Below are 15,851 nucleotides of genomic sequence, written 5' to 3' on the forward strand. Positions count from 1 at the left end.
TACCCCGGCCTCATCGTACGTCGGCGGGCAAGCGGTAGTCCGGCAACGAGATCGCGCTGGCGGTCCTGGTCGTCAGCTTGTTGAAGAAGCCCGTCAGCAGCGGCTTGGACAACAGCTTGTACGTCCTGTCACGGCGCCGGATCTGGGCACTCGTGCGGGGTGCGAGGAACCCACCGGCCCGCCCGGCACCCTTCTGGCAGCCGGTGACGTACGAGCGCACCAGTGATTCGTAACGGGCGAACGCGGTCCGGTAGTCGGCACGCGCCAACTCCCCGGCGAGCACGTAGGCGCAGACGATCGCAGCGCCCGTCCCCATCCCACCGCAGGTCCCGCCGTACCCGGCGTCACCGAGCAGCACCACCCGGCCGGTGCTGAACCGATCGAGGTGGACAGTGCTGATCGAGTCGAAGTAGAGGTCCTCGGTGCGCCACATCTCGTCGAGCAACCGCGGTGTCTCCCAACCGACGTTCGCGTACGCGTCGGCCACCACGCGCTTGGGGTCGGCCACCCGCCCGAGGTCCGGCGAGTGGAACACAAACAGCGCGTCGGTCATCCGGGCGTTCGACGACACCGCGACGCCCCGGCCCGGCTCGTTGTACATCAACCCGGCGTTGACCAGACCGGGGAACTCGTCCATCGGGAAACCGGCGAGGTAGTAGCCGTGGTACCGCCGGAACCGCGACTCCGGGCCGAACGTCAGCGCCCGCACGCCCGAGTGCAGTCCGTCGGCGCCGATCACCAGGTCGTACCGGCCCGACGAGCCACTGGCGAACTCGACGTCCACCCCTGACGTTGTTTCGTGCAACCCGGTGACGTGGTCGCCGAAGATGTACTCGGTGTGGTCCTTGGTGTGCTCGTGGAGCAATGCGCTCAGTTCGCCGCGCAGCACCTCGACCTCACCGCTCATGAACTCGGGCGGCAGCGACGCGAGCGGTTCCCCCGACGCGGACACGACGGTCTGGGTTCCCATGTTGGTCTGGATCGCGCGAACCTCGTCGAGGATGCCCATCCGGGACAGGACAGCCAAATGCGCCGAGCCGCGGAAGTCGACCGCGAAGCCGTCGACGCGCAGTTTCGGGGCGCGCTCCACGATTGTCGTCTCGATGCCGTACCGCTGCAGCCAGAACGCGACGGCCGGGCCCGCGACACCCGCGCCGGAGATCAGAATGTGCATGACGCACAAGGTCGTCCGGCGCGCTGACCAGACCCGCACCGACAGCTGTCAGGGCCGGTCAGGGCCGGTCAGGGCCGTTCAGAGTTGGTCAGGCGGCGTCCTTGTGCCGGGCCGCGATCATGCAGCCGCCTGCGACGGCGGCGAGCATCGCGCTGAAGATGAGCATGAACGCGCCGGTGACGAGGCCGAGCAGGCCCAACGAGCCCGCGGCGACCAGCACGAGCACCTGCGGCGTCGTCGACTTCGATTTCACCGGGCCTGTTCGCAGCGTGCGGGCAAGCTGCGGGTCGTCCTGCTCGAACCACTCTTCGATCAACCGGAGTTGTCTGCGCTCGTACGGTGTGAACATGCTGCGGCTCCCGGGCGTCGTCCGTCTGGCGCCCGGGTACCCCGTCGAGTCCTTGTTCTCACTCGGCCAACGTGTCGAGAACCTGCTGGCCGTACTTGGCGAGCTTGTTCTCGCCGACTCCGTTGACCTTGCCGAGTTCGTCGAGCGTCTGTGGCTTCGACGTCGCGATCTGCCGAAGTGTTGCGTCGTGGAAGATCACGTACGCGGGGACGCCCTGCTCCTTGGCCGCGGCACCGCGCCACGCCCTGAGCTTCTCGAACACCGGGAGCGCCTCGGCAGGCATGTCCACCGCGGCGGCCGCGGCCTTCTTCGCGGGCTTGGACGTGGCCTTCGTCACCTGCTCACGGCGGAGCATCACGGTGCGTTCCTTGCGCAGGACCTGGGCACTCGCATCGGTCATCACGAGCGTGCCGTAGTCGCCCTCGACCGCGATCAGGCCCTGCGCGAGCAGTTGCCGGACGACGCCGCGCCAGCCGCTCTCGGTCAGCTCCTCGCCGATTCCGAACACTGTCAGCGTGTCGTGGTCGTGCTGGATGACCTTCGCGGTCTTGCGGCCCAGCAGGATGTCGATCACCTGCCCCGCGCCGAACTTCTGCCGCCGTTCCTTCTGCAGCCGGTACACCGTCGACAGCAGCTTCTGGGCCGCGATCGTGCCGTCCCACGACTCCGGCGGCGTCAGGCACGTGTCGCAGTTGCCGCACGCCGTCGACTCCTGGCCGAAGTAGGCCAGCAGCTGCACCCGGCGGCACTCGACGGTCTCGCACAGCGCGAGCATCGCGTCCAGGTGCTGGCTTTGCCGACGCCGGTGCGCGTCGTCGCCGTCGGACTGGTCGATCATCTTGCGCTGCTGTACGACGTCCTGGAGGCCGTAGGCCAGCCACGCGGTCGACGGCAGGCCGTCACGGCCCGCCCGGCCCGTCTCCTGGTAGTACCCCTCGACCGACTTCGGCAGGTCGAGGTGCACGACGAAGCGGACATCCGGCTTGTCGATGCCCATTCCGAACGCGATGGTCGCGACCACGACCAGGCCGTCCTCGCGCAGGAACCGCGACTGGTTCTCGGCGCGCACCCGCGATTCGAGCCCGGCGTGGTACGGCACCGCGGCGACGCCGTTGGCCGACAGGAACTCGGCGGTCTTCTCCACCGACGCGCGCGACAGGCAGTACACGATCCCGGCGTCACCCTGGTGCTCGGTGCGCAGCAGGTCGAGCAGTTGGCGCTTCGGGTCGGCCTTCGGCGCGATCCGGTACTGGATGTTGGGCCGGTCGAAGCTCGCCACGAAGTGCCGTGCCTCGTCCAGCTTGAGCCGGGCGGCGATTTCGGCGTGCGTCGCCTTGGTCGCCGTCGCGGTCAGCGCGATCCTGGGCACGTTTGGCCAGCGCTCGTGCAGGTCGGACAGGCCGAGGTAGTCGGGGCGGAAATCGTGCCCCCACTGCGCCACGCAGTGCGCCTCGTCGATCGCGAACAACGCGATCTTGCCGCGGTCGAGCAGTTCGAGCGTCGCGGGCACGCGCAGCCGTTCCGGCGCGAGGTACAGCAGGTCGAGCTCGCCTGCTTGGTACATCGCCTCGGTCAGCCTGCGTTCCTCGAAGTCCTGCGAGGAGTTCAGGAACCCCGCGCGCACCCCGAGCGCGTTCAGCGCGTCCACCTGGTCCTGCATCAACGCGATCAACGGCGAGATGACGATGCCGACGCCGGGCCGGACCAACGCCGGGATCTGGTAGCAGAGCGACTTGCCGCCACCGGTCGGCATCAGCACGAGCGCGTCGCCACCTGCTGCGACGTGCTCGACGATCGCCTCTTGCTCGCCGCGGAAGGAGTCGTACCCGAACACCCGGCGCAGGACCTCCAACGCCGGGCTCGCGGTCTCGAGCGAAGCCACCCGGCGATCCTAGACGCCTCGCCGCGCGTGTTGCGCCGGGCTTGCGGGTGCCTGCGTAGAAATGCCCCCAGAGCGATGTCCAGTGGGGTGAGGAGACGCACCGTGAACGCACCGGAAGCCTGGCGGCACCTCGAGCCGAAGATCGAAGCTGTCGGCCAGCGGATCAGGCAGCTCGAGTGGGACTCCAGCCGCCGCAACAACTTCGTGCCGTACACAGCGGATGGCAACACCCCGTACGTGATGCTGGACGGTGAACGCCTGCTGATGATGTCCGGCTACGGCTACATCGGCCTCAACGGCGACACGCGGGTCGTGGCCGCCGCGAAGGCCGCGATCGACGAGTACGGAACCGGTACGCCGGGTGTCCGTGCGCTGGCGGGCACCATCCCGCTGCACGAGGAGCTCGAAGAGGAGGTCGCGCACTTCCTCGGCAGGGAGAGCGCGCTCGTGTTCAGCTCGGGCTACGCGGGCAACGTCGGCACGATCGGCGCGCTGTGCGGGCCCGGTGACACGATCTTCCTCGACAAGCTCGATCACGCGTCCATTGTGGATGGCGCACAGCTGACCGGTGCCACCTTGACCCGGTTCCGGCACAACGACCCCGGCCACCTCGACCGCAGGCTGGCCGCGGCCGAGCCGGGCGGGACGCGACTGGTCATCGTCGACAGCGTCTACTCGATGGACGGCGACATCGCGCCGCTGCCCGAACTGCGTGAGGTGTGCGACCGGCACGGCGCGTTGCTGATGGTCGACGAGGCGCACGCGCTCGGCGTGATCGGCGCCACCGGCCGGGGCATCGAGGAGCACTTCGAGTACAAGGTGCGGGCCGACATCAAGGTCGGCACGCTGTCCAAGGCGGTCCCGGCCAACGGCGGCTGGATCGTCGGCTCCAAGCCGTTCATGGACTACGTCAAGCGGTTCGCCCGGCCGTTCCTGTTCTCCGCGGCGCTCGCGCCCGCCCAGGTCGGCGCGGCGCTGGAGTCGCTGCGGATCCTGGACCGCGAGCCGGAGCGCGTGACCTACGCCCAGCGCGAGTCGGCGCGTTTCCGTGACATCGTCAAACAGGCCGGGTTCGACACCGCCGACAGCGAGACCGCGGTCGTGCCGTTGATCGTCGGCTCGGACCAGAACGCGTGGGACTACGCCAGCGCGCTGCGCAAGGCCGGTGTGATCGGCCTGCCGGTGATCAGCCCGGCCGTGCCGCCGGGCCTGGCCAGGCTGCGGATCGCGATCACCGCCGCGCACAGCCGGGCGGACATCGACTTCGCCGTCGACGCGTTCGTCAGCGCCGCGCGGCAGACGGGCCTGCTGTCATGATCGCGATCACCGGACTGGGCGTCGTCAGCCCCGCTGGGTCCACAGTGGACGAGTTCTGGACGACCGTGCTCGCCGGGAAGTCGGTGGCGGCGCCGTTGGACGTGCAGGACACGGCCGACAACGACCTGCCGCGCTTCGGCTGCGCGGTGCGCGGGATCGAGGACCTGAACCTGGTCACCGCCAAGGAAGCCCGCCGGATGGACCCGTTCGCGTGGTACGGCGTGTCGGCGGGCCTGACCGCCTTCGCCGACGCGGGATCGCCGACGCCGGACCCGGGTCGTACCGCCGTAGTGGTCGGCAACGCGGTCGGTGGCCGCCGGACGACGGACAAGGACGCCCGCAACTACTACCTGTTCGGGCCGCAGCAGGTGAACCCGTTGCTGCCGTTGGTGAGCATGCCCAACGCGGCGGCGGCCACGCTGGCGATGAAGCTCGGCTGGCGTGGGCCCGCGATGACCATCGCCACGACCTGCGCGGCGGGCGTGGACGCGATCGGCCAGGCGGTGCTGATGCTGCGCACCAACCGCGCCGACGTGGTGTTGGCCGGTGGCGCGGAATCCACCGTCAGCCCGCTGACGCTGGCCGCGTTCGGCAAGTTGAACGCCGTGTCCAACCGGCATGACGCGCCGGACAAGGCGTCGCGGCCGTTCGACAAGGACCGCGACGGCTTCGTGATGGGCGAGGGCGCGGGTTTCGTCGTCCTGGAACGTCTGGAAGACGCCCAAGCCCGCGGCGCCCGGATTCACGGCATCGTGGCGGGCTACGGGTGCACGGCGGACGCGTACCACCTGTCCATGCCGTTGCCCGACGGCGCGTCCGCGGTGGCGGCGATGACACAGGCCATCACCGACGCGGGTCTGCAGGCGTCGGACATCGTGCACGTCAACGCCCACGGCACGTCGACACCGTTGAACGACCGTGCCGAGGCCAATGCGCTGCAGAAGGTCTTCGGCCCCGGCGGCCCGCCGGTCACGTCGACCAAGGGCGTGATCGGGCACCTGATCGGCGCGGCGGGGGCCGTCGAGGCGATCGCCACCGTGCTGACGTTGCGCAACGCCACTGTGCCGCCGACCGCGAACCACGAAGAGCTTGAACCGGGCATGGAGATCGACGTGGTGCACGCCCACCCACGCCCGATCACGCCCGGTCCGGCCCTGTCGAACTCGTTCGGCTTCGGCGGGCACAACGCGTGCCTCGTCGTCACACCTCCCTGATGTTGGGTGCAACCAATGTGGCCTTCGGTGCGCCAGACGCAACCAAGGCGGCATTGGTTGCGTTTCATGCAGGTGCATGGGATGCGCCCCGGTGGACGTGTCCCGTCACAGCACTAGCGCGTGGTGTACGCGCCGCCGTTGACGTGAATGGTCTGCCCGGTGATGTGCCGTGCTCCTGGTGACGCCAGGAACTCCACGGTCGCGGCCACATCGTCGGGCACGCCGGCGCGCTTGTCGTGCGTCGCGTCGATCAGCTGAGTGATGCGGTTGTCGCTGAGTTGCCCGTTGAAGAACTCCGTTTCGGCGATGTAGCCGGGCGACACCGCGTTGGCGGTGACGCCCCGCGGGCCGATTTCTGCCGAGAGCCCGGCCGTCCATGCCTGGACGGCGGCTTTCGCGGCGCCGTAGGCGTGTCCGGCGTACTCGGCGGCGATCGAGCCGACGTTGACGATCGCGCCGCCGCCGGGGATCGCGGGCAGCAGCGCGGTGGTGGTCAGGACGGTGCCGAGCAGGTTGGCGTCGAGATTGGCCTGCCAGGCGGCGGCGATGTCCTCCAGTGCCGCTCCGGCGGCGGGACGGCGGAAGTCGGTGTTCCCGCCTGCCATGTTGACCAGCACGTCGACTCGGTCGCCGACCTGTTCGGCCAGTGCACGGATGTCGTCGGGCGAGGTGACGTCGCTGCGCACCGCCCGGACGCCGAGCTCACGGGCGGCGTCGGCCAGCGCGTTCTCGTCCCGGCCGGTGATCACCACGTCGTCCCCGGCCTTGGTGAAGCGTTCGGCGACCACTCGGCCGATGCCCTTGCTGCCGCCGGTCACGACCACGATTCGGGTCACGGGTTCCCTCCTGTATATTTAGCGCTAAACGTTTAGGTCTAAATGTACAGGAGATCGCGGTGACCGGTGTCAGGGACGGCTATCCGTTCGACATGCCCCCCGAGGCCAGCGCCGCCGCCGTGGCCGAGGCCTGGCGCAGGGAACTGCCCGGCGTCTCGGCCGGGTCGATCGAGATCATCACACCGTTGTGGCAGGTGGCGAAGCTGCTCGCGGACGAGCGCATGCGGACATTGCGCCGCCTGCGCGTGGAACCCGCCACGCTGGACCTGCTCAGCACACTGCGCCGCGCGGGCCAGCCCTACACGCTGACCACCCGGCAGATCGCCGAGCGCACGTTCGTCACGGCCGGTGCGGTGTCACAGCGAGTCGCCCGCGCCGAGGACGCGGGCCTGGTGACCCGTTCGAAGTCGTCCGCGTCACGCCGCGCTGTCGCCGTCACCCTCACCCCAGCCGGTCACGAGCTGATCGAGTCGACCGTGCGTGAACTGCTCGAACACGAGGAAACCCTGGTGGCCGTGCTGACGCGGCACCAGCGCGCAGAGCTGGCCGGCGCGCTCGGCGACCTGGTCAACGGCCTGCGTCAGGTCACCCTGACCAGGCCTGACTCGTAGGCGAAGACGACCAGTTGGGCCCGGTCCCGCGCCCGCAGTTTCACCATCGCCCGGCTGACGTGGGTCTTGGCGGTCGCCGGGCTGATCACCATCTGGCCCGCGATCTCCTCATTGGTCAGCCCCTTGGCCACCAGCGTCATCACCTCCTTCTCCCGGTTGGTCAGCTGGTCGAGGCCGACAACCGGGCCGGGCAGCGGCGCGCGGGCCACGAACTCGCTGATCAGCCGCCGGGTGATGCCAGGGGACAGCAACGCCTCACCGCGGGCCGCCACACGCACGGCGGCGATCAGGTCCGCGGGCTCGGTGTCCTTGACCAGGAACCCGCTCGCGCCCGCCCGCAACGCGTTGAAGACGTATTCGTCGAAGCCGTAGTTGGTCACCATGACCACGTGCACGTCGGCGAGCGCCGGATCCGACGCGATCTGCCTGGTCGCCTCGATCCCGTCCATCACGGGCATCTGCACGTCAAGCAGCACAACGTCGGGCCGGTGTTGTCGCGCCAGCGAGACACCTTGCGCGCCGTCGGACGCGTCGGCGACGACGGTGATGTCGTCCTCCGCGCTGAGCAGGGCCCGGAAACCCGCCCGGATCAAGGCCTGGTCGTCGACAAGCAGGACACGGATCATCGGACCGGCAACTCCGCTCGTACCAGGAACCCGCCGTTCTCCCGCGGCCGCGCGGACATCGAGCCGCCCAGCGCGGTGATCCGCTCGCGCATCCCGATCAGGCCGACCCCGGGAACCGGCTGCGCGGCCGGGGTCGCCTTGCCGTCGTCCTCGATCCGCACGGTGAGCAGTCGCGGGTCGAAGCCCAGGTGGACGTCGACGGACCCCGCCTCGGCGTGCCGGGTCACGTTGGTCAGCGCCTCCTGCACGATCCGGTAGGCCGCGCGGTCGATCTCCGCGGGTAGCCGCCGTTGCTTGCCCGTGATGGTCAGCCGGACCGGCAGCCCGGTGCCCCGCGCGCGCTCGATCAGGTCGGTGAGCCGATCGAGGCCGTTGTCCTCCGGCGCACCGCGCAACGCACCGAGCGTCGCCCTGAGTTCACGCACCGCGTCCCCGCTTGCCTCCTGGATCGCGAGCAACGACTCCGGCACCTCCTCGCCTCGTTTCTGTGCTAGGTGCACCGCCACCCCGGCGTGCAGCTTGATCACGGAAATGCTGTGCGTCAGGGAATCATGCAACTCACGGGCGATCCGCAGACGCTCCTCGCCCGCCTGGCGGCGCAGCACTTCCTCGTGATTCCGCGCTTGGTCGGCGGCGCGCTTCTCCCGCAGCCGCGCCGCCTCGCCGAGGATCATGGCCGCGACGAACCAGCCCAGCAGCATGATCCGGTCCTGGATCTCCTCACGCGCGGGGTGCCCCGGCAGGATGAAGACGTTCATCACCACCATCGACAGCAGGTACGTGACACCACAAGTGACGCCGATCAGGCGGTGGCCGTAGCGCATCGCGGAGAACAAGGCGCACAGCAACGGCAGCTCGACGGGGATGCCGGGCCGGTCGACGATGTACACGTTCACTGTGCACGTCAGGCAGAACAGCAGAACGGCCACGGGGAAACGGCGGCGCAACGCGACGGCCACCGAACTGCTCAGCACGAGCGTGTATGTGGTGACGCTTACATACGTTGGCGCCGTCTCGATCAAGGCGACCAGCAACGCCGTGACGGCAAGGGCCACACCCACGTCCACTGCCCATTGCCGATAGCTGCTCACCTGCGCAGACTATCCGTCAGGCGGCTCGTTGACTGTACTTCGGCAGTCGTACGGGCACGGCCACGTACCTCCACGGGAGTACCTCCGGAAGACGCCCGCCGCCAGATGGCGTGGCCGCCCGGAAGCTCCAGGATCTGTGTTCGTGAAGAAACAACCGTGGATATGGGTGTTACGCGGGGCTGGGGTGCTGTTCCTGCTCACTGTGCTCGGCCAGGCGCTGCTGGCGGGCCTGTTCGTCACCGGGGACATCGGATTCCTGGCCATGCACGAGGTCAACGGCTCGATCGTCGGGCTCGCGGCGATGGTGTGGGTGGCCGCCGCTTTGGTGCTGCGGGCGCCACGCCGGATGGTCCTCGTGGGGCTCGGGGCGTTCCTGGCGACCGGTGCGCAGATCGGCCTCGGTCACGCTCGCGGTCTGCAGCTGCACATACCGTTGGGAGTGTTGTTGTTCGGTGCGGCTGTCGCGCTGACCACGATGTCCTTCGCCTATCGTGCGGAGCTGACGTGACGACGCGGAGGGGATTTCTCGGGTTGCTGGCGGGTGCCGCGGGGCTGGGGACGGCCGGTTTCGTGGTCGGGGGACAGGCAGGCAACAACGGCTTGCTCCGCAGTCGCAGGCCACTGCCGGAGCCGTTCACTGTGCCGCTGCCGATCCCCCAGGTGAAACGACCGACCAGGGTGGACGGTGGCGTCGAGTACTACACGGTGGTGCAGCGAGCAGCCGACGTGGAGATCCTGCCCGGCGCGCGGACCAAGATCTGGGGGTACGACGGGACATTCCCTGGGCCCACGTTCCACTTGCGACAAGGGCGCAAAGCCGTTGTCGAGGTCCGCAACGAACTCGACGTGCCGACGTCGACGCACCTGCACGGTGGCGTGACACCACCGGAGTCCGACGGTTATCCGACCGATCTGGTGAAACCGTTCGCTGCCAAGACGTACACGTATCCGGTGAGCCAACGCGCGGCCACGCTGTGGTATCACGACCACCGGATGGACTACACCGCACCGCAGGTGTGGCGTGGGCTGGCCGGTCTCTGTCTCGTCGGTGACGCCGAGGAGGACGCCCTGGACCTGCCGCGGGACAAGTACGACGTTCCGCTGTTGCTGACCGATCGCGCCTTCGACGAGGACGGGGCCTTTCTGTACCCGGCATCGCATTCCGGTATGGGGGTGGAAAAGGACTACGCCAACGGAGTTCTCGGTGACGTGGTCCTCGTCAACGGCGCGCCGTGGCCCGTGCTCGATGTGGACGCGACCCGGTATCGGCTGCGGATCGTCAACGGCTCCAACGCCCGCCGCTACGAGCTCGCGCTCGACCCAGGCGGCGACCTCGTACAGATCGGCAGCGACGCAGGGCTGCTCGGCGCACCGCAGGTGCACCAGAGCCTGGTGGTCGCGCCGGGCGAACGTTTCGACGTGCTCGTGGACTTCGCCGCGTACCCGGTCGGCACGGAGGTCGCAGTGGCCGACCGGCTCGGCGGACAGGTCATGCGGTTCAAGGTCGCCCGGCCGGGCCCGGCGAGCGCGCCCGTGCCGGAGCGGCTGGCGGCGTTCGACAAGCTGGACACCTCGGTCGTCACGCGATCGTTCGACTTCCGCACCACGATGGAGCACCACGGCGCGCGCATGTGGACGATCAACGGGCAGATGTACGCACCTGGGGAGATCATTGCCACGCCACGGCTGGGGACCGTGGAGCGGTGGCGGCTGACGAGCGACTTCCACCACCCGGTGCACCTGCACCTGGCACACTTTCAGGTGATCTCCCGCGGCGGTGGGGGACCGCTGCCGCGGGACGCCGGCTGGAAGGACACAGTGGACATTCGGCCGTACGAAACCGTCGAGGTACTCGCCCGGTTCGACGGTCACCGGGGCCGCTACATGATGCACTGCCACAACCTGGAGCACGAGGACATGGCGATGATGGCGGACTTCTTCGTCGGTTGACAGCCCAGCGGAACGTCTGCCAACCTGGATTCAGGTCGAGAGGCGCTGCAACGGACACCGCGTGTGTCCGCCACGCTCGACCTGCTCCACCGACTGCAAGGGCGCCTCCTAGTGACTAGGAGGTGTTCTCTGTGCACAGGACCGTCAACGGTCTCGAATTCGCTGTCAAAGACCTTTCACTCGCGGAGTTCGGTCGCAAGGAGATCGAGCTGGCCGAGCACGAAATGCCTGGTCTGATGGCCATCCGGCGCGAGTACGCGGACAGCAAACCGCTGTCCGGTGCCCGGGTCGCCGGCTCGCTGCACATGACGATCCAGACCGCCGTGCTGATCGAGACCCTGGTCGACCTCGGCGCGGAAGTGCGCTGGGTGTCCTGCAACATCTTCTCCACGCAGGACCACGCCGCCGCCGCGGTCGTCGTCGGCCGCGACGGGACCGTGGAGGCCCCCGCAGGCACCTCGGTGTTCGCCTGGAAGGGTGAAACCCTCGAGGAATACTGGTGGTGCACCGACCAGCTGTTCCAGTTCCCCGGTGGCCACGCGCCGAACATGATCGTCGACGACGGCGGCGACGCGACCCTGCTGGTCCACAAGGGCGCGGAGTTCGAGGCAGCGGGCGCGGTCCCGCAGCCGACGGCCGACGACAACGAGGAATACCAGCTGATCCTCAAGACCATCGCCGACAGCGTCGCCCGCGACCCGAAGCGCTTCACGAAGGTCGCAGCCGAGGTCCGTGGCGTGACCGAGGAAACGACCAACGGCGTCAAGCGGCTGTACAAGCTGGCGCAGGACGGCGAACTGCTGTTCCCGGCGATCAACGTCAACGACTCGGTGACCAAGTCGAAGTTCGACAACAAGTACGGCATCCGGCACTCGCTGGCCGACGGCATCAACCGGGCCACCGACGTGATGCTGGGTGGCAAGCTCGCGGTCATCTGCGGGTACGGCGACGTCGGCAAGGGCGCGGCGGAATCGCTGCGCGGCCAGGGCGCCCGCGTGGTCGTGACGGAGATCGACCCGATCTGCGCGCTGCAGGCGGCCATGGAAGGCCTCGAGGTCGTCGAGCTCGACGACGTCGTGCACAAGGGTGACCTGTTCATCACCACGACGGGCAACTTCGGGATCATCTCGGCGGCCCAGATGTCGAAGATGAAGCACAACGCGATCGTCGGCAACGTCGGTCACTTCGACAACGAGATCGACATGGCGGGCCTGGCGAAGATCGAGGGGATCAAGAAGCTCGAGATCAAGCCCCAGGTCCACACCTGGACCTTCCCCGACGGGCACGCGATCATCGTGCTGTCCGAGGGGCGGCTGCTCAACCTCGGCAACGCGACGGGCCACCCGTCGTTCGTGATGTCGAACAGCTTCACCAACCAGGCTATAGCCCAAATCGAGCTGTACACGAAGCCGGGCGAGTATGAAAAAGATGTCTACCGGCTGCCGAAGCACCTCGACGAGAAGGTCGCCCGGCTGCACCTGGACGCGTTGGGCGTGCGGCTGACCAAGTTGACGAAGGAACAAGCGGAGTACATCGGAGTGGACGCTGAAGGCCCATTCAAGCCAGACCACTACCGCTACTGATGAAATGAAGTAACAAGCTTCCTCGTGGGTACTCGGTCTAAAACCGAGCTGCGGCCGAGTACCCACGAGGGATCCCAAGCGCAGAACAAGAAGCGCAGAACAAGAGCAGCCGAAGCAGCGCCGCCCAACCGCAGTGAAGGGCGAGGAAGCGCCGCCCCAACCCACAGCGAAGGTTCGATTTTGTGTGGGGGGACGCCGCCATTAAGCTTTCCAGCGGTCAGGGCGCCAGCCCTGACCGCGTTCCTGCTCTGGCATGGCGGCGTAGGGGCCCCACACCAAATCGAACCGTGGTGACCAGAGAGCGGCGCGAAACAGAACGTCACCGAGCAACGAGCTCAAGCACAGCACGAACAACCCGCTCCGGAGCCTCCAGCGGAACCATATGCCCAACCCCGGAAATCTCCTCGAAATCAGCCTTGGGCAACGTATCCGCGACAACCCGCCCCAGCTCCGGTTTGATGACGGTGTCCGCGTCGCCGTGCAGGACAACAGCGGGAACCGACACGGAAGTCAGCCCGGGCCGTAGATCCATCCCGGACGTGCACCCGAAGCAAGCGGCCCGGACCTTGCGGTCTGTCCCGGCGAACAGAGCCCGGTGAGCCTCCAAAGCCGCACCCGGGATGTCCGGACCCACAGTGCTGCTGATCATCCTGCGCCCCACGGGTCCACGCCGAAGAGCGAACGAGAACACCGGGTTGCCCATCAACCGAACCTCGCCCTTGGGCGTGTTCTGCTCGTGCGCGGCGGTGGCGAGCAGCACCAGGCCACCTATCCGGGACTGGTCGGTGATCGCGTGGCACAGAGCGGCGAACCCGCCACCCGAATGCCCGACCACGACGGCATCCTCAGCCCCGACAGCATCCAGCACATCACCGAGATCCATGGCGAACCGAGCCACCCCGATGGGCGAGACGCCCACAGTGGACTCGCCGTGACCGCGCTGGTCGTAGGTGACGACGCGCAGACCAGCGGAAGCGAGCTGAGGAACAAGGGAATCCCACACCGGACGACCGGCGGCCCAGCCGTGCGAGAGCACAACTGTCGTCCCGTCGGAAGGACCGTGGACGGAGATGGCGATCGAAGCGCCATCGCTGGTGGACACGTTCATCGCGCGACCCCGTTCGCTGTGTGCCGCCCACCGAGCTTCGCACCCAGGTTGGCGAAGGCCAGTTGGGCCGCCTGTGAGTGCTTGCCGCCGACGTCGGCGACCTTGCCGAGGATTTTCGCGGCACCTTGGGGCGTGGCCTTGAAGTGCATCGAGATCCGCGTGGCCAGGCCGCCGTTCACCGGTTCGACCGTGAACGTGACCGTGCCGCGGAAGACCCCCTCGAAGTACTCCGCGGCCAGTTTCCTGCCCGGGTCCACGAACGTGGTCCGGGACGTGAACCGCAACTTGGGGCCGCCCTTGTCGACGCCCTTCGGGTGCACGGTCCACTTCACCTCGGTACCCACCTGGTCGGCGGGCCCGGTCGCGGAGAACGTGTTGAACGGCACCCAGAATCCCGCTGCCCCGCCCAGTTCGGCGACCAGCGCCTGCCAGACGAGGTCGGGTGATGTCCCGATGAACGCCTCGTCGATGATGTCGTAGCCGCGCACGGCCCAACCTCCCTAGCTCCTTTGGCTGGAGCGAGGACAGGGGCCCGTTGCGGCGCCCTGCCCCCGCCCTTTGTCCCACGGCGAATGGCCGATGCACGGCCTGGGACCAGACAGGTCAGGCGAAGAAACCCTGACCGGGTGTGAGTACGCCGTTCGGGTCGTAGCGGCGCTTGGACGCCAGCAGGAACGGCCACGCCGCCCCGAAGTGCCGTTGCCACTGCGACGGTGTCATCCCGGGAACGGCGCCGATGATGTAACGCTTGCCGCCCAACGACACCAGCTTCTCGTAGAACCTGCGGTTCTGTGCGAGGTACGCCTGGATGTTCGGGTCACCGGGGGGCGGCATCCGCAACAGGTCGCACAGGTACGCGACCGGCTCGTTCGGCTTGGCGAACAACGGCCGGGTCACCTTGGCCGTCTGGAACGGCGACAGGATGGTGAACCCCGCGCCCAGTTGTTCCGCCCGCAGTTCCGACAGCACGAACGGCACGAACGTCTGGATCTTCGACGCGGGCACGAGCAGGTGCAGCCACGGGTGCGGCCCGTCCCAGAACCCGCCGTCCTTCCACGCCTGCTCGCCCGGATCCACCCGGAACGTCCAGTCGCGGAACAGGTGGTCGTGCACCTGCAACGCCGAACGCTCGTCGCTGAGCCCGGCCAGCAGCGCGGCCTCGTTCGGTGCGGTAGGCGGCGTGTAGTAGTAGCCGACCTCGATCTGGTACCACCAGCCGGAGTTGTCCGGCTTGCGCGAGAAACCGCCGCCCTGGTGGGTGAACCGGCCGTCGCGCATCAGGAACTCCTGGTCGCGCTGCCACTTGGCCAGGTCGGTGTAGGACAGGGTGAATATCCGCACCCGCTGCGGCGCCTTCATCAGCCGCACCTTGGCCTTGGTGATGATCGCGACCTGCCCGGCGCCGTTGATCACGGCGTTGAACAGCTCCGGCCGCACCGAAGGCGACGCGGTGAGCACCTGGCCCGCGCCGGTGACGACCTCGACCTCCTCGATCATGTCCGAGAACAGGCCGAACTTCGGCACCGTGCCGCCGAAGCCGCCGACCGAGGCGACACCGCCGACCGACAGCCGCAGGTAGTCCGTCTGGGAGGGGACGATCAAGCCGCGGTCCAGCGTGGCCGCGGACAACTGGTGCAGCGACACGCCCGCGCCGACGACGGCGTGGGTCGAGGTGATGCTGTGGATCTTCGAGAACCCCTTGGCGTCGATCGAGATCCCGCCCGGCACCGAGGCGTTGCCCCAGAACGAGTGCGATTCCTGGTCGTCGGCGGTGCCGCTCTGGCCGTTGACCGAGACCTTCAGGCAGTTCGCCCTGGCGTAGTTGACGATCTTCACCACGTCCTGCACCGAACCGGGCCGCAGCACCGCCTTCGGCCTGGCGGTGACGAAACCGCCCCAGTCCTTCGAGAACTCGTCCAGCACCGCCGAAGACGTCTCGAGCGTGCCGTCCAAGGGCGGCAACGGGACCACGGACGGCGAGGCTGCCGCCTCGGCCGTGGCCCACGTGCCGGTCACCGCGTTCCAGCCGACCACAACCGCACCGGCGCCGATGCCCTTCAGAAGATCGCGCCGGGAGTGTGCGCTGCTGCCCATCGAACCCCTCCAGTCA

15 protein-coding genes and 1 riboswitch are annotated in these 15,851 nt (G+C 68.2%); of the genes, 6 read left to right on the forward strand and 9 right to left on the reverse strand.

All coding sequences use genetic code 11. The features are described 5' to 3' along the window. Positions 1–10 precede the first annotated feature (10 nt). The 3 genes from ALI144C_RS50350 to recQ form a co-directional block, all read right to left on the reverse strand. Entirely contained in the window at positions 11–1,174 is a 1,164-nt protein-coding gene (locus ALI144C_RS50350) for an FAD-dependent monooxygenase (RefSeq protein ID WP_076994379.1), read from the reverse strand. An 88-nt stretch (positions 1,175–1,262) separates the two neighbouring features. Next, positions 1,263–1,523, reverse strand: a complete 261-nt coding sequence (locus tag ALI144C_RS50355; RefSeq protein ID WP_076994380.1) for a DUF3040 domain-containing protein — start codon at positions 1,521–1,523, stop codon at positions 1,263–1,265. A 58-nt stretch (positions 1,524–1,581) separates the two neighbouring features. Then, positions 1,582–3,405 carry a DNA helicase RecQ gene (gene recQ / locus ALI144C_RS50360; protein ID WP_076994381.1) on the reverse strand — a complete coding sequence of 608 codons (1,824 nt, stop codon included), beginning with the start codon at positions 3,403–3,405 and terminating at the stop codon, positions 1,582–1,584. Positions 3,406–3,507: 102 nt separating this feature from the next. Here recQ and ALI144C_RS50365 point away from each other — a divergent pair, with 102 nt between their 5' ends. Together ALI144C_RS50365 and ALI144C_RS50370 are read left to right on the forward strand one after the other, a co-directional pair. Continuing rightward, on the forward strand, positions 3,508–4,722 hold the full coding sequence (locus ALI144C_RS50365) for an aminotransferase class I/II-fold pyridoxal phosphate-dependent enzyme (RefSeq protein WP_076994382.1): 1,215 nt from the start codon (positions 3,508–3,510) through the stop codon (positions 4,720–4,722). Continuing rightward, positions 4,719–5,936, forward strand: coding sequence for a beta-ketoacyl-[acyl-carrier-protein] synthase family protein (locus tag ALI144C_RS50370; RefSeq protein ID WP_076994383.1), 1,218 nt, complete (start codon positions 4,719–4,721; stop codon positions 5,934–5,936). The genes ALI144C_RS50365 and ALI144C_RS50370 overlap by 4 nt, the downstream gene beginning before the upstream one ends. 113 nt (positions 5,937–6,049) lie before the next feature. Here the strand turns inward: ALI144C_RS50370 and ALI144C_RS50375 are convergent, their stop codons facing one another. Next, a complete protein-coding gene (locus ALI144C_RS50375) occupies positions 6,050–6,772 on the reverse strand; it encodes an SDR family NAD(P)-dependent oxidoreductase (protein ID WP_076994384.1) in 723 nt (240 codons plus the stop codon). A gap of 59 nt (positions 6,773–6,831) precedes the next feature. Between ALI144C_RS50375 and ALI144C_RS50380 the strand changes: the two genes are divergently transcribed. Beyond that, a complete protein-coding gene (locus tag ALI144C_RS50380) occupies positions 6,832–7,383 on the forward strand; it encodes a MarR family winged helix-turn-helix transcriptional regulator (RefSeq protein ID WP_237774693.1) in 552 nt (183 codons plus the stop codon). Here the strand turns inward: ALI144C_RS50380 and ALI144C_RS50385 are convergent. Both ALI144C_RS50385 and ALI144C_RS50390 read right to left on the reverse strand, forming a co-directional pair. Continuing rightward, a complete protein-coding gene (locus tag ALI144C_RS50385; RefSeq protein ID WP_076994385.1) occupies positions 7,353–8,009 on the reverse strand; it encodes a response regulator in 657 nt (218 codons plus the stop codon). The two genes, ALI144C_RS50380 and ALI144C_RS50385, sit on opposite strands and share 31 nt — an antisense overlap. Beyond that, positions 8,006–9,100, reverse strand: coding sequence for a sensor histidine kinase (locus tag ALI144C_RS50390; protein ID WP_076994386.1), 1,095 nt, complete (start codon positions 9,098–9,100; stop codon positions 8,006–8,008). The genes ALI144C_RS50385 and ALI144C_RS50390 overlap by 4 nt, the downstream gene beginning before the upstream one ends. 142 nt (positions 9,101–9,242) lie before the next feature. On the opposite strand from ALI144C_RS50390, the gene ALI144C_RS58205 reads away from it, so the two are divergent. From ALI144C_RS58205 to ahcY, 3 genes are all read left to right on the forward strand, one after another. Then, on the forward strand, positions 9,243–9,608 hold the full coding sequence (locus tag ALI144C_RS58205; RefSeq protein ID WP_237774694.1) for a hypothetical protein: 366 nt from the start codon (positions 9,243–9,245) through the stop codon (positions 9,606–9,608). Further along, a complete protein-coding gene (locus tag ALI144C_RS50400; RefSeq protein ID WP_076994388.1) occupies positions 9,605–11,050 on the forward strand; it encodes a multicopper oxidase family protein in 1,446 nt (481 codons plus the stop codon). The genes ALI144C_RS58205 and ALI144C_RS50400 overlap by 4 nt, the downstream gene beginning before the upstream one ends. A 31-nt stretch (positions 11,051–11,081) precedes the next feature. Further along, positions 11,082–11,164: riboswitch (S-adenosyl-L-homocysteine riboswitch) on the forward strand. A gap of 17 nt (positions 11,165–11,181) precedes the next feature. After that, positions 11,182–12,633, forward strand: coding sequence for an adenosylhomocysteinase (ahcY, locus tag ALI144C_RS50405; RefSeq protein ID WP_441297617.1), 1,452 nt, complete (start codon positions 11,182–11,184; stop codon positions 12,631–12,633). 319 nt (positions 12,634–12,952) lie between these two features. Here ahcY and ALI144C_RS50410 read toward each other — a convergent pair whose 3' ends face one another. The 3 genes from ALI144C_RS50410 to ALI144C_RS50420 form a co-directional block, all read right to left on the reverse strand. Further along, on the reverse strand, positions 12,953–13,741 hold the full coding sequence (locus ALI144C_RS50410; protein ID WP_076994390.1) for an alpha/beta fold hydrolase: 789 nt from the start codon (positions 13,739–13,741) through the stop codon (positions 12,953–12,955). Further along, the gene (locus ALI144C_RS50415; protein ID WP_076994391.1) at positions 13,738–14,229 is read right to left on the reverse strand and encodes an SRPBCC family protein; all 492 of its coding nucleotides are present in this window, start codon (positions 14,227–14,229) and stop codon (positions 13,738–13,740) included. The genes ALI144C_RS50410 and ALI144C_RS50415 overlap by 4 nt, the downstream gene beginning before the upstream one ends. A 115-nt stretch (positions 14,230–14,344) precedes the next feature. Next, on the reverse strand, positions 14,345–15,835 hold the full coding sequence (locus ALI144C_RS50420; RefSeq protein WP_076994392.1) for an FAD-binding protein: 1,491 nt from the start codon (positions 15,833–15,835) through the stop codon (positions 14,345–14,347). Positions 15,836–15,851 lie beyond the last annotated feature (16 nt).

It is taken from the genome of Actinosynnema sp. ALI-1.44, from assembly GCF_001984155.1.
Taxonomy (GTDB): Bacteria; Actinomycetota; Actinomycetes; order Mycobacteriales; family Pseudonocardiaceae; genus Kibdelosporangium.